We start from the raw sequence: 13,252 nt of genomic DNA, 5'->3' as shown, positions 1-13,252 counted from the left end.
CTTCGAGATCGGAGACCGCCACCACACCCTCGTCATTGCGAGGGACAAAGTCCCGCGGCAATCCACTGGCGGCGCAAACGCTGCCGGATTGCTTCGCTTCGCTCGCAATGACGAGGCGGGTGGGCATTGGGCCGGGGTTGGAGGCGAAGACCATCAACATCAGTCCTCCAGCACCCACGAGTCCTTGGTCCCCCCGCCCTGCGACGAGTTGACCACCAGGCTGCCCTTCTGCAGCGCCACCCGCGTGAGCCCGCCGGGGGTGATCTCGATCCCCTTGGGGCTGACCAGCACGAACGGACGCAAGTCGACGTGGCGCGGGGCGAGGCCGGCCTTGGTGAAGATCGGCACGGTCGACAGCGAGAGCGTCGGCTGGGCGATGTAGTTTTCGGGCTTGGCCTTGAGCTTGGCGGTGAACGCCTCGATCTCGCGCTTCGACGAGGTCGGCCCGATCAGCATGCCATACCCGCCCGAGCCGTGGACCTCCTTGACCACCAGTTCGGCGATATTGTCGAGCACATAGGCGAGGCTGTCAGGCTCGGCGCAGCGCCAGGTCTCGACGTTGTTCAGCAGCGGCTTCTCGCCGGTGTAGAACTCGACGATCTCGGGCATGAACGAATAGATCGCCTTGTCGTCGGCGATGCCCGTGCCCGGCGCGTTGGCGATGGTGACCCGGCCGGCGCGGTAGATGTCCATGATCCCGGAGACGCCGAGCACCGAATTCGGGTTGAACGTCAGCGGATCGAGGTATTCGTCGTCGACCCGGCGATAGAGCACGTCGATCGGCTGGTAGCCGCGGGTGGTGCGCATGGCGATGCGCCCGTCCTCGATTCTGAGATCGCTGCCTTCCACCAGTTCGGCGCCCATCTGGTCGGCGAGGAAGGCATGCTCGAAATAGGCCGAGTTGTAGATCCCCGGCGTCAGTACCGCGACCACCGGGCGGTCCGAACAGCCCGCCGGCGCGCAGGCGGCGAGGCTGCGGGCGAGCTTGCGCGGATAGTCCGAAACCTCGCAGACGCGGACCCGGGTGAACAGCTCCGGGAACATCGCCATCATCGTCTCGCGGTTCTCCAGCATGTAGGAGACGCCGCTGGGGGTGCGGGCGTTGTCTTCCAGCACCATGAAGTCGTCCTCGCCGGTACGGACGAGGTCGATGCCAACGATGTGCGAATAGACCCCGCCCGGCGGGGTGAAACCGACCATCTGCGGGAGAAACGCCGGGTTGCCGTGGAGCAGCCGCTGCGGCACGCGGCCGGCGCGGACGATCTCCTGGCGGTGGTAGAGATCGTGCAGGAAAGCGTTGAGCGCGCGGACCCGCTGCTCGATCCCCTTCGACAGCTTGCGCCACTGCTGCCCGGTGACGATCCGCGGGACCATGTCGAACGGTATCAGCCGCTCTTCCGCGTCCTCGTTGCCGTATACGTTGAAAGTGATCCCGGTCTTGCGGAAGAACGCCTCCGCCTCGCTCGCCTTGCGCTTGACCAGCCCCTTGTCCTGGGCATCCAGCCATTCGCGGTAGGCGGCATAGGCCGGACGGATGGTCCCGTCCGGCATCAGCATCTCGTCATAGGACGAGGGGGTTTGTGTCATGCAAGCTCCCGTTCGATGACGAAGCTTGCACAAGCACTTGGCTTTGCCAAGACGGCATTGCTGCACTTGCGAAATAATTTGGGCTGCTCATCGGGCACGGGCAGCCGGTCTGCGCTACCAGGTGCTCTTCTGCGGCAGCGATCTGGCGAACTCCGCGAAAAGCTGCAGGACCTTTTCGGTCGCAGCTGCCGAACCGGGTCGCGCCCCGCCGAGCGCGAAATCGTTGAGGATTGCGGCGAAGAACTCGGACTGGCCCGAGTAGGCGAGCGACCAGTCACCGAACGCGCGGCGGTCAATCGAGATGTCGGCTAGGGTCGTCACCAGGCGGTGTCGCGGGTCGGCGAGGATCGACCGTTGCAACACTTCGAGCGACTCCCTGCCGCCTTCGAGAAACTGCGCGAACCGCCGCTGGCACAGCAGGAGCGCGCCGGTCACGCCAAGACTGCCGTTGCGAAGGATCGAGCCTTCCACGATCGCCTCGACGTCCGCTGTCCGGACACTGTCGGATGACGTCGATTCGCTGACGTAAATCCAGCATTTCAGCGTTGACCCCGGGTCAGCCGTCATCGACGTCACCAGACTGCGCCAGCGACCGGATCGCCAGCATGGCGAACGCCGACTTCGTGCCGAGCTTGCGTGCCACCGCCGCGCGGTAGCCGTCGATGGTGCGCGGACTCAGCCCGTACTTTCGCGCGATGTGCTTGTTGGAAAGGCCGAGCGTCACGCCTTCGAACACCTGGGCCTGGCGAGGGCTCAGGCTCAGATACAGGTCTCGCGCGCTCTTGCGCCTGCTTTCCTCTTCGACGGCGGCGGTCAGCTGGGAAAAGCCCTCGTGCAGCACCGCCTCGAGGATGCCGTGCGGAGGCGGGAAGGCGACGAAGTCGAAAGCGCCGCAGCGGATCGCCTCGACCGCGAGGGGAATTGACGGAACTTCGCACAGGACGGCGACAGGCCACAGGCAGCGCCCGGTGCGAAGGGCGCGCAAGATGGCCAGCCCCTCGCCCAACCCGCCGACGCCAATGAGGATCACGCCCGGCGGCAGTTCGCCGACGCTTGCGCAGAATGCATCGGCGTCGGCGAGATTTCGGTACGGGTGGCCCAGTGCCTCGATCATGTCACGGAGGCCGGGATCGTCTAGTCCGGGCATGTTGACGGCGTAGACGGGCCTCTCGCCCTCGGATACTGCGTCCATCTACACCACCTACTCGCGCTACCCCGCTGCGGGTGCTTCCTGTCAACTAGCGGAGACACCGGGTTCTGCGCAATCATTGTGGCGCAGAACTTTCCTGAAAACAGAAGCTTGGCCCCGGCGGTGGACGGTTACACCGCGAACGGCCTTGCCGAGCAGCTTTGCGCGAAGCCCAGCCCGCGCTTGAAGGCGGGGTGCGCACGCGTCACCGCGGCGGCGACGGTCAGTTCGGTCCGCACCGCGCGGCCGCGTTCTGCCTCGATCGCATCGCCCAGTTCGCCGACCGCCGGGTCGCCAGTCGCGATCGCGGCGGCGAACGCGAAGGCGCGCGATTCCGGTCCCTCGGGCAGCGCACCGCGCAGGGCGGCGTTGATGGTGTCGCGGTCCATGCCCCCGGCGAGCGCGCTGCGAGCGGCAATCTCGACGCAGGGGCCGCAGTCCTCGGCCATGACCGCGCCAAGGCGGGCCATGGCGAGCTCGGACGGGCTGGCGGCGTGGCCATGCACCGACAGCGCCATGAACTGGCGGAACTTGGCGGCGAGATGCCCCGGCGCGGCGCGGAAATCGGGCAGGTGCGGGGAGAGGCCGAAGGTCAGCCGGTCGGCCAGCGGGAAGAACAGCGCATTGGGCAGCGCCCCTGGCGCAACGCGGGCGCGGACGAACATCACCGCGACCCCGGCGAGCGCGAGCACCGGGATGCCGAGAACGCCGGGGGCGTCGCGCCAGAAGATGCCGGGGGCGCAGATCCCGCTCGTCACTTCCCACACGTGCAGGACCCCGTGGAGCAGCAGCCACGCGGAGCCCGCCAGCGCCGAACTCCAGCGCAGGTAGAGGTTTCCGGCGGCGTAGAGCAGCATTCCCGCGCTCACCAGATAGGCCAGGCCGATGTCGCGCAGGAAATGGGCGTTCGCCGGACCAGTCGCCTTGACCGTCCCCACAGCCTCGTACCACCCGAACGGATCGACGAGCATGAACGCCCCGTTGGCGAGCGCCAGCAGCGCGGCGATGGCGACGAGAGCTTGCGCGATCTGGTCCCCTGCGTCAGGCCTTCCCATGATGATGCTTCCCCTTTCGACTCAATACGGATATCATTTATCCGAATTAAACGGAGCCGGCAAGCCATGCGGATGAACCAGGGCGTCGAATGGGCGGTTCACGCCTGCACGCTGCTCGCGCCGCTATGGCCGGCCCGCGGGCTGAGCCTGGCCGCGCTCGCCGAATTCCACGGCGTGCCCGCGCCTTACATGGCCAAGCAGATGCAGCTGCTGTCGAAGGCCGGGATCGTCCGGACCAGCCGGGGCAAGACCGGCGGCTATGCCCTCGCCCGCGATCCGGCGGTGATCAGCCTGTGGGACGTCGCCCGCGCCATCGACGGGGCGCTTCCCGCGTTTCGTTGCACGGAGATCCGCCAGCAGGGCCCTTGCGCCGCCGCGCGCGAGGAATGTCGCCGCCCCTGCCAGATCGCCGCCGCCTTTGCCGAGGCGGAGACCGCGTGGCGCAGCGTCCTGTCCGCCACCTCCATCGCCGCCATCGCCGCCGATGTCGCCAGCCAGCCCGACCAGCCCCATCTTGCCAAGGGCGCGGCGTGGATGCGCGAAAACATGACCGCACTGCCCGGCGGCTGAGCGCTTGCCACCCGCCCGCCGGGGTGCCAGTCTCCATTCATACCGGAGAGAATCCGGACATGGGAGAGAGCACATGGGCGAGATCCGCAGGCGGACCTGTCATATCTGCGAGGCCAATTGCGGCATTCTCGTCGAGGTCGAAAGGCGACGGGTTCTGTCGATCAAGGGCGATCCCGACAACGCCCTGTCGCGCGGCCATATCTGCCCCAAGGCGACCGCGTTGCAGGACCTCCAGGACGATCCCGACCGCCTGCACCGTCCGCTGAAGCGCAGCGGCGAGACGTGGGAGGAGATCGGCTGGGAGCAGGCGTTCGCCGAGATCGGCGAGAAGATGCGCGCCATCCTTGCCCGCGATCCCGCATCGGCGGCGATGTATATCGGCAATCCGAATGCGCACTCCTATGGCAACGTGCTCAATTCCGGCGAACTGAAGAAAGCGCTGGGCCGGCCGCAGGTGTTCTCGGCCAGCACGGTCGACCAGATGCCGCACCAGGTCGCCAACCTGTTCCTCTATGGTCACTCGGGGCTGTGGGCGGTGCCCGACATCGACCGGACCGAGACGCTGGTGATCGTCGGCGGCAATCCGATGGCGTCGAACGGCAGCGTGTGGACCGTCCCCGACTTCCGCGCACGGGTGAAGGCGCTGCAGGCGCGCGGCGGGCAGCTTGTGGTCATCGACCCGCGCCGGACCGAGACCGCCAAGATCGCCGACCGCCACCTGTTCATCCACCCGGCGAGCGACGCGCTGTTCCTCGCCGCGCTGCTCAAGGCCGTGCTGGCGCGGACCGACGGCAGCCCCCGCCGCGAATGGGTGCGCGGGCTGGATGACGTGGCAGCAGCGCTCGCCGGGTTCGACAGCGACGCCGCGCTCGCCGCGTGCGGGATCGCGGGCGACGACCTCGCGTGGCTGGCGGAGCGCCTGACCGCTCGCCCCGCCGGTCTGTATGGCCGGATCGGCATCGCGACGCAGGAGACCGGCACGCTCAACGCTTGGCTGATCGGCCTGATCAACATCGCCGCCGGGCAGCTCGACGGCGAGGGCGGGCTGGTGTTCCCCTCCCCCGCCGTGGACCTCACGGCGACCGCCGGCCCCGGCACGATCGGCAAGCGCCGCAGCCGCGTCTCCGGCCACCCCGATGTGCTCGGCGAGTTTCCCGCAGCGGCAATGGCCGAGGAGATCGAGACGCCGGGCGAAGGCCAGATCCGCGCGCTGTTCGTGGTCGCCGGCAACCCGGTGCTGTCGACCCCCAACGGGGCGCGGCTGGACAAGGCGCTCGCGGGCCTCGATCTGATGGTCAGCATCGACATGTACCGCAACGCCACCAGCCGCCGCGCGCACTACATCCTCCCCCCGCTCGGCCCGCTGGAGAAGGACCACTACGGCCTGTTCCTGCTGCCCCTGGCGATCCGCAACTTCGCCGCCTACTCCCCGCCGACGCTGGAGCCGGAAGCGGGCGGGCTGCAGGACTGGGAGATCCTGCGCGGACTGGCCGGGGCGATCACCGGCCAGCCGGTCCAGTCGCCGACCCCGCGCGAGATGCTCGACATGATGCTGCGCGGCGGCGAGTACGGCGTGTCGCTGGCGGAGCTGGAGGCGAACCCTTCGGGTATCGACTTCGGTCCGCCGAAAGCGGGGCGCTTGCCAGAACGGTTGCGCACGCCGGACAAGGCGATCGATTGCGCCACCCCGCAGATGCTGGAAGCGCTCGCCGCGCTGGAAATCCCCGAGCCGCAGCAGGGCCTGCGCCTGATCGGGCGGCGGCACCTGCGCACCAACAACTCGTGGCTCGCCAACAGCCGCCGGCTGGTCAAGGGGCCGGACCGCTGCACCATGATGATTCACCCCGACGACGCGGCCTCGCGCGGGCTTCGCGACGGCGGCAAGGCGACGGTCCGTTCGCGCGCCGGATCGGTGACGCTGGCGGTCGAGGTGACCGACGACATGATGCCCGGCACCGTCTCGATCCCCCACGGCTGGGGCCACGCGCTGCCCGGCATGGCGATGGGCGTGGCGCGCGCCCACGCCGGGGTCAGCGTCAACGACATCACCGACGAACGCCGGATCGATCCGTTTTCGGGCAATGCGGGGCTGTCCGGCGTGCCCGTGGTGGTGCTGGCTTCGGCGGGTTGAGGATTATCATGCAGGCCCACCCCTAACCCCTCCCGCAAGCGGGAGGGGGACTGGGTCGCACTTGGTCTCCCCCACCCACTTGCGGGAGGGGGACTTGGTCGTGCCTACTCTCCCCCTCCCGCTCGCGGGAGGGGGTCGGGGGGTGGGCCTGGAACTCAATCCAGTTCGTCGAGCAGCCCCGCCACCACCTTGGCCACCCCGGCATCGCGGGCGAAGCGCATGTGGAGGCAGCGGACGGGGATCGCCCGGTCGCGCTCGCCGGGCTTGCCCGCGGCGGAGCGGACCGCGACGACACCGTCCATCGCGCTCCACAGCGCGATCGTCGGCACCGGGGGCTTGACCGAAAAGTCGCCCTCGATCGGCGGTTCGTCGACATGGTGACCGACGACGAGATGGTACATCCGCCAGGCGTTGTTGGCGCGCATCGAGCCGGAAAACGGCGAGCCCATCGTGATGACCGCCGCGACCGCCTCCGGGCAGAGCTTGGCGACCTCTCGCGCGAAGACCCCGCCCAGGCTCCAGCCAACCAGCACCACCGGCTGGCCCTCGCGCCGGGCCATCGCGGAGACGCGCTCTTTCAACGCCTCGAGCCGCTCCTCGCTCGCGCCGAAGTTGAAGCCGAGGCCCCAGTCGCTGACCCGGTGCCCTGCGGCTTCGAGCAGCCGCCGCAGCGGGCGCATCGAGAACGGGCTGGCCATGAACCCGGGCAGCAGCATGACCGGGCGCGGCCTTTGCGCGGGCGGCATGTCGGACAGGCGGTAGCGCCGGGGCCTGAGCGCCGCGAGCTCGCCCCGCAGCAAGGCTCGGGAGGGCGGGGTGACACCGGCCGGTTGGGGCTCGCGCGCCAGCGCCCGGCGGCGCGCCAGCTCGGCGAGGAAGCCGCGCCGATCGCTCATTCGTCGTCCTCGTCCTTGCCCTTCTTCTTGCCTTTGGGTTTGGGCTTCGGCTTGGGCGGGGTGCAGTTGGCGATCCGCTTCATCGCCACGTCCTTGACGATCGAGGCCTGCCCCTGCGGAAACCGCGGATTGGTGACGACGCCGGTCGCGGTGAACTTCGTGCCGGATCCCCAGACGGTGCCTTTGAGGTTGTAGCTCTGCCGCCCGGTGATCGCTCGGCAGGTCATCAGCACGTCGAGCTTGCCGCCCTTGGGCTTGAACGAGTGAAGGAAGCACGAGCCTTCGCCGACCTGCCGGAACAGCGCCTTGGCCTGCTTGGCCGCGCTCTTGTCCGACAGGCAGTAGTTGTACTTCGATTGCTTGCCTACGATCGCCCGCTGCATCGCGTTGAGCCGCGGAGCATCCAGCCCGGGGACATCGAACTTCGTCACCGTCACGGCGATCTCGTACCGCCCGGCCGAAGGCGTGCCCGTCGGCGCGGCCGAGCCGCACGCGGCCAGCGTCAGGCAGGACAGGAGCAGGGCGATCGTGCGGCGCAAGCTGGAACCGTCAGTTCTTCTCGTCGCCCGTGCAGGCGCCGGTGCGGCGCGACGCGATGTTCATCGTCATCAGCATCGGCTGGCCAAGCCCGGCATCGCCCGATGTCGACATCGTCATCGAATAAGTATCGGCCGAATAGGTTCCGTTGAGGCGGACCTTCTGGACGCCTTTGCCGGTCTTGCACGACATCTCGACGTTGAGGCGCCCTCCGGTGACGTCGTAGGTGTCATAAGTGCAGTCGCCGGACTTGTCGCCGCCGAAGAAATCGGCGTCGGGCTTGCCAGCCTCCTCCGCCGTCAGGCAGGAAATCAGCTTGCGCTCCTTGCCCAGCTCCTGCTCGATCACCTGGCGGACCTGCGGCGGCATCTGGCCGAGGTCGAGCTTTTCGACCTTGATCGTCGACTCCCAGCGGCCCGGCGCAAAGCGCACCTCGACCGGGCCCGGCTTTGCGCCCTTTTCCGCCTTCTTCGATTCTTCCTTCTTGGCCGGCGGCGGCGCCTCGGACTTGCTGCCGCCACACGCCGTAAGGCCCAGAAGGGCCAGCCCCGCGAGGGGCGTCACCAGCGTTCGCATCATGTCCCGCATCCTTGCTCTGCCGCCGCGCAGTCACGGCGATCGCACGATTGCCAGCGGACGGGCCATGAAACAAGCAGGGACTGGGCCAGGGCGGGCGGAAGGCCCCTCCCGTGCAGGGTCAGGCGGCGCGCAGCGCCTGCCGCACCTGCCACGGCTCCAGCCGCGGCGTGCCGAGGAAACGGGCATGGCGGCGCTGGAGATGCTCGACCACCGGGCGGTAGAGCGGCTGGGCGAAGGCGATCCCGGCGGTGTGCCCGTTGGTCCAGCGGATCTCCCCGCACAGCCCTTCAAGGCCCTTGGGGCTGATCACCACGAGCTGGCCGGGCGAGAGGATCAGCGCGCCGCTCTCGATCCGGCAGCCCCATTCGTTGATGTCGGCGATGACGACGTGATCGACGAAGCCGCTGCGCGACCGGCACCGCGCCGGAAGCACCACCGGTGGCCGCCCGGCGCGGCGCTGTTCCGCTCTGCTCTCGCGAAATCGTGCTTCGGACTGGCCCATCGACCGGCTCCCGTGCTGCCTCATGCATGAGGACGGCGGCGCGCTCCGATCATTCAGGGGGCGGTTGAACGGGGCACCGTCGTTCGCCATATGTACACCATGAGCCAGCTCGTCATCCGCCGCGGCCTCGAGGAACCGGACACCTCGGGCGGTTTCGTCCCGCACAAGCCCCAACGCCCCGACAAGGTCGAGGGCGGGAAGCGCTTCGAGATCGTTTCCGAATACCAGCCGGCGGGCGACCAGCCGACCGCGATCGCCGATCTTGTCGCCGGCATCCGCGGCGCCGAAGGCCAGGAGGGCGAGAAGACCCAGGTGCTGCTCGGTGTCACCGGCTCGGGCAAGACCTTCACCATGGCCAAGGTGATCGAGGAAACCCAGCGCCCGGCGCTGATCCTCGCGCCCAACAAGATCCTTGCCGCGCAGCTGTATGGCGAGATGAAGAGCTTCTTCCCGAACAACGCGGTCGAGTATTTCGTCTCGTACTACGACTACTACCAGCCCGAGGCCTACGTCCCCCGGTCCGACACCTACATCGAGAAGGAAAGCTCGGTGAACGAGGCGATCGACCGGATGCGCCATTCGGCCACCCGCGCCCTGCTCGAACGCGACGACGTGATCATCGTCGCCTCGGTTTCGTGCCTTTACGGCATCGGCTCGGTCGAAACCTATTCGGCGATGATCTTCGACCTCAAGAAAGGCCAGTCGGTCGACCAGCGCGAGATCATCCGCAAGCTCGTCGCGCTGCAGTACAAGCGCAACGACGCCGCGTTCTCGCGCGGCAATTTCCGCGTGCGCGGCGACAACCTCGAGATCTTCCCGTCGCACTATGAGGACATGGCCTGGCGCGTCTCGTTCTTCGGCGACGAGATAGAGGAAATATCCGAGTTCGATCCGCTGACCGGGAAGGCCGGCACGAAGCTGAATTCCGTGCGCGTCTATGCCAACTCGCACTACGTCACTCCCGGCCCGACGATGAAGCAGGCAACCGAGGCGATCCGCTTCGAGCTGGCCGAACGGCTCAAGGAACTGGAAGCGGAAGGCAAGCTGCTCGAACACCAGCGGCTCGAGCAGCGCACCAACTTCGACCTCGAAATGATCGCCGCGACCGGATCGTGTGCGGGGATCGAGAACTACAGCCGCTTCCTCACCGGCCGCCTCCCCGGCGAGCCGCCGCCCACGCTGTTCGAATACCTGCCGGACAACGCCCTGCTGTTCGTCGACGAAAGTCACCAGACGGTGCCGCAGATCGGCGCAATGTCGAAGGGCGACCACCGCCGCAAGATCACGCTCGCCGAATACGGCTTCCGCCTGCCGAGCTGCATCGACAACCGCCCGTTGCGTTTCAACGAATGGGACGCGATGCGCCCGCAGACCGTTGCCGTCTCCGCCACCCCCGGCGGCTGGGAGATGGAGGAATCGGGCGGCGTGTTCGCCGAGCAGGTGATCCGCCCGACCGGGCTGATCGACCCGCCGGTGCTGATCCGCCCGGTCGAGGACCAGGTCCAGGACTGCATCGAGGAGTGCCGCCAGACCGCCGCTGCCGGCTATCGCACGCTCGTCACCACGCTGACCAAGCGCATGGCCGAGGACTTGACCGAATTCATGCACGAGGCGGGCCTCAAGGTCCGCTACATGCACTCCGACGTCGAGACATTGGAGCGCATCGAGCTGATCCGCGACCTGCGATTGGGGGTCTACGACGTGCTGGTCGGCATCAACCTGCTGCGCGAGGGGCTCGACATTCCCGAGTGCGGGCTCGTCTGCATCCTCGATGCCGACAAGGAAGGGTTCCTGCGCAGCGAGACCTCGCTGATCCAGACCATCGGCCGCGCCGCGCGCAACGTCGATGGCCGGGTGATCCTCTATGCCGACCGGATGACCGGGAGCATGGAGCGCGCGATCGCCGAAACCGACCGCCGCCGCGCCAAGCAGCAGGAATACAACGAGCTCCACGGGATCACCCCGCAGACGATCAAGCGCAACATCCACGACATTGTCGCCGATACCGCCAGCCGCGACGGTGTGCTGGTGGACATCGACGCCGAGGGCGCGAACAATCTCGTCGGGCACAACCTGCGCGCGTACATCGAGGAACTCGAACGCAAGATGCGCGCCGCCGCCGCAGACCTCGAGTTCGAGAAGGCCGGACGGCTGCGCGACGAAATCCGCCAGCTCGAGGCCACCGAACTCGGCCTGCCCGATGGCGACCGGAAGGCGCCGCTGGTCGGGCGGAGCAACGAGGGCAAGCCGGGGACAAGGAAGGGACGTTTCGGGCGCGAGAGCAAGCGCAAGTGGGGGCGTTGAGTGGAATCCTCAATGCGACGAATGGCTTCCGTATCCACCGGCACTGTCCCTGCTGCTCTTGACCAATGGCCACCGACTCGCGAAGTTTGGGGTTAGGGGGAGGGCACTCTAAATTTTTGGGCGAGTTGCGCCCTTGGAGTGCCAAATGATCCTCTCCTTCGCCGACAGGGAAACCGAGCTCGTCTGGCAAAGTCGCCGCAGTCGCAAGCTACCGATGGATATTCAGCAGCGGGCGCTGAACAAGCTCGCGCTTCTCAATCGAGCGCGGACACTGGACGAACTTAAAAACCCGCCGAGCAACCGACTGCACGCGCTAAGCGGCGACCGAGCGGGGCAGCACTCCCTTTCCATTAACATGCAATGGCGTATATGCTTCGTTTGGAAAGACGGAGAAGCGCACGGTGTCGAAATCGTCGACTACCACTGAAACCGACTGGCTTTATAATCCTCACGCTGGCGACCTGCTGGTGTCAGAGTTTATGGAACCGCTAGGGCTCGATTGTGCGGCGCTAGCGCAGGCTATCGCTGCCGACCCGGCGCGTCTGCAGTCCGTCATAGAAGGACGGACTGCCATTGACGCAGAATTGGATCTGCGTCTTGGGCGCTATTTTCGGATGTCTGAGGGGTTCTTCCTCGGCCTCCAAGACGATTACGAGATCCGCGAAGCGAAGCGCTCGCTCAATGGCGACCTTGACCGGATTGTTCCGCGGGCAGCGTGACGCGGGTTGCCTCCTCAGTATTGGCAACTCTCATTCTTGTGAGCTGCTCGCGCGCCCCTCAAGCGCCCCAGGCCGCGCCGAACCAGCCGCTCGATGCCGTGCGGGTGGCTTTGCCTTCGTCCGGGCCTGAGCGCGCGCCGCGACCGGAGGGGCAGAAGCCCGCGTGGTCGGGGAATGCGACCTCCGCCACGCTCGCCTATCCGGATGAGCGCCTGCTCACCGTCGCCTGCGAGGCGGGTAGGCTCGTCGTCACCCGCCACGCCCCCACCGACAAGGGCGCATCCGCACTGTTTGCGCTGATCGGAAACGGGACGATCCTGCGACTGCCGGTCGAGGCGGTGGCGGTCCCGGGGGCGAAGTGGCCGGAGTGGCGGGGGAACATCGCCGCCGGCGATGAAAAGGTGAAGGTGTTCCTCGGCCAGAAGCTCGACGCGACCTTGCCAGGCGCGGGGAAGATCGAGGTGCCGGGCGGGACGGAGCTGAAGGCGGTGGTCGAGGGGTGTGCGCCGGGTGGCGCTGCCCTGAATGATCCCTCCCCCGCGCAGCCAGGGGCCTCCAACGGCGCAGGCGAGGACCAGTAACAACAGCAAGGTCCCCGCCTTCGCGGGGACGCTATTGGATCGATCTTCAGAGCTTGCCGAACTTGTCCTCGTAAGCCGCTCTGTCGCCGGCCGAAAGCAGCTTCGCCTGCTCCACCCAGTTGTCCCGCCGCGGCCGCCCCGCGAACGCGCCAAGCTTGCCGTCGAGTTCGTCGAGGTCGGCATCGCTCCACGAAGCGATCTGTTCGAAGCGGGTTATGCCAAGACCTGCAAGCAGAGTGCGAAGTTTCGGGCCCAGGCCCTTGATCCGCGACAGGTCGTCGCCCTCGACCGCAATCTCCGGTGCCACCGGCGCGGCGGCGGCGACTTCCTGCTCGGCGGCCTCGCTGACGATCTCGCCGATCCCGGCCATGCCGACCGAGACCGCCGGCGGCACGATAGCGACATGGGGGGTCGCCGCAGGCGGCGCATCGACCAGCGCGGTGTTGCGCTGGGCCCGGGCCGCGCCTTCGGAGAGCACGTCGGGCGCGGCCTTGCGTTCGCGGATCGCGGGCTTCCGGCCCCAGATCGCCCAGGCCACGCCGATCGCGATGAGCAGCACGCCCAGCGCCCAGACCCAGTTTGCCGCGATCCAATCGCTCATC

The 13,252-nt window shown here is 67.6% G+C and carries 15 protein-coding genes; 6 read left to right on the top strand and 9 right to left on the bottom strand.

Annotation, left to right across the window (positions count from 1 at the left end; translation table 11 throughout):
• Nucleotides 1–159: 159 nt before the first annotated feature.
• The 4 genes from AC3WLD_RS14890 to AC3WLD_RS14875 all read right to left on the bottom strand — a co-directional run bounded on the left by AC3WLD_RS14890 (nt 160) and on the right by AC3WLD_RS14875 (nt 3,831).
• Complete coding sequence (locus tag AC3WLD_RS14890) at nt 160–1,587, bottom strand: circularly permuted type 2 ATP-grasp protein (RefSeq protein WP_492557761.1); 1,428 nt, start codon at nt 1,585–1,587, stop codon at nt 160–162.
• A gap of 114 nt (nt 1,588–1,701) precedes the next feature.
• On the bottom strand, nt 1,702–2,154 hold the full coding sequence (locus AC3WLD_RS14885; RefSeq protein ID WP_492557760.1) for a BLUF domain-containing protein: 453 nt from the start codon (nt 2,152–2,154) through the stop codon (nt 1,702–1,704).
• Nucleotides 2,144–2,779: a response regulator transcription factor gene (locus AC3WLD_RS14880; RefSeq protein WP_492557759.1), complete on the bottom strand. Its 636-nt coding sequence runs from the start codon at nt 2,777–2,779 to the stop codon at nt 2,144–2,146. Before AC3WLD_RS14880 ends, AC3WLD_RS14885 begins: the two co-directional genes overlap by 11 nt.
• Before the next feature lie 128 nt (nt 2,780–2,907).
• Entirely contained in the window at nt 2,908–3,831 is a 924-nt protein-coding gene (locus tag AC3WLD_RS14875; RefSeq protein ID WP_492557758.1) for a hypothetical protein, read from the bottom strand.
• Nucleotides 3,832–3,897: 66 nt separating this feature from the next.
• On the opposite strand from AC3WLD_RS14875, the gene AC3WLD_RS14870 reads away from it, so the two are divergent.
• Together AC3WLD_RS14870 and AC3WLD_RS14865 are read left to right on the top strand one after the other, a co-directional pair.
• On the top strand, nt 3,898–4,401 hold the full coding sequence (locus AC3WLD_RS14870; RefSeq protein ID WP_492557757.1) for an RrF2 family transcriptional regulator: 504 nt from the start codon (nt 3,898–3,900) through the stop codon (nt 4,399–4,401).
• A gap of 73 nt (nt 4,402–4,474) precedes the next feature.
• On the top strand, nt 4,475–6,532 hold the full coding sequence (locus tag AC3WLD_RS14865; protein ID WP_492557756.1) for a molybdopterin oxidoreductase family protein: 2,058 nt from the start codon (nt 4,475–4,477) through the stop codon (nt 6,530–6,532).
• A 155-nt stretch (nt 6,533–6,687) separates the two neighbouring features.
• On the opposite strand, the gene AC3WLD_RS14860 is transcribed toward AC3WLD_RS14865, so the two are convergent.
• The 4 genes from AC3WLD_RS14860 to AC3WLD_RS14845 all read right to left on the bottom strand — a co-directional run bounded on the left by AC3WLD_RS14860 (nt 6,688) and on the right by AC3WLD_RS14845 (nt 9,046).
• A complete protein-coding gene (locus AC3WLD_RS14860) occupies nt 6,688–7,428 on the bottom strand; it encodes an esterase/lipase family protein (protein WP_492557755.1) in 741 nt (246 codons plus the stop codon).
• Complete coding sequence (locus tag AC3WLD_RS14855) at nt 7,425–7,967, bottom strand: DUF3617 domain-containing protein (protein WP_492557754.1); 543 nt, start codon at nt 7,965–7,967, stop codon at nt 7,425–7,427. The genes AC3WLD_RS14860 and AC3WLD_RS14855 overlap by 4 nt, the downstream gene beginning before the upstream one ends.
• Before the next feature lie 10 nt (nt 7,968–7,977).
• Nucleotides 7,978–8,544 (bottom strand): DUF3617 domain-containing protein, encoded by a 567-nt coding sequence (locus AC3WLD_RS14850; protein ID WP_492557753.1) that lies wholly within the window; start codon nt 8,542–8,544, stop codon nt 7,978–7,980.
• Nucleotides 8,545–8,662: 118 nt separating this feature from the next.
• Nucleotides 8,663–9,046, bottom strand: a complete 384-nt coding sequence (locus tag AC3WLD_RS14845) for a PilZ domain-containing protein (protein ID WP_492557752.1) — start codon at nt 9,044–9,046, stop codon at nt 8,663–8,665.
• A gap of 99 nt (nt 9,047–9,145) precedes the next feature.
• Between AC3WLD_RS14845 and uvrB the strand changes: the two genes are divergently transcribed.
• From uvrB to AC3WLD_RS14825, 4 genes are all read left to right on the top strand, one after another.
• Complete coding sequence (gene uvrB / locus AC3WLD_RS14840) at nt 9,146–11,350, top strand: excinuclease ABC subunit UvrB (RefSeq protein ID WP_492557751.1); 2,205 nt, start codon at nt 9,146–9,148, stop codon at nt 11,348–11,350.
• Between the two features lie 145 nt (nt 11,351–11,495).
• The gene (locus AC3WLD_RS14835) at nt 11,496–11,777 is read left to right on the top strand and encodes a type II toxin-antitoxin system RelE/ParE family toxin (RefSeq protein WP_492557750.1); all 282 of its coding nucleotides are present in this window, start codon (nt 11,496–11,498) and stop codon (nt 11,775–11,777) included.
• Complete coding sequence (locus AC3WLD_RS14830; RefSeq protein WP_492557749.1) at nt 11,752–12,069, top strand: HigA family addiction module antitoxin; 318 nt, start codon at nt 11,752–11,754, stop codon at nt 12,067–12,069. The genes AC3WLD_RS14835 and AC3WLD_RS14830 overlap by 26 nt, the downstream gene beginning before the upstream one ends.
• Nucleotides 12,070–12,107: 38 nt before the next feature.
• Nucleotides 12,108–12,650 carry a hypothetical protein gene (locus AC3WLD_RS14825; protein WP_492557748.1) on the top strand — a complete coding sequence of 181 codons (543 nt, stop codon included), beginning with the start codon at nt 12,108–12,110 and terminating at the stop codon, nt 12,648–12,650.
• A 46-nt stretch (nt 12,651–12,696) separates the two neighbouring features.
• Here the strand turns inward: AC3WLD_RS14825 and AC3WLD_RS14820 are convergent, their stop codons facing one another.
• Nucleotides 12,697–13,251 carry a helix-hairpin-helix domain-containing protein gene (locus tag AC3WLD_RS14820; protein ID WP_492557747.1) on the bottom strand — a complete coding sequence of 185 codons (555 nt, stop codon included), beginning with the start codon at nt 13,249–13,251 and terminating at the stop codon, nt 12,697–12,699.
• Nucleotide 13,252: the final 1 nt, after the last annotated feature.

It is taken from the genome of Novosphingobium sp. FW305-C-111, from assembly GCF_058783565.1.
The sequence above is the reverse complement of the archived record's forward strand: the minus strand, read 5'-3'. Positions and strand labels throughout refer to the sequence as shown.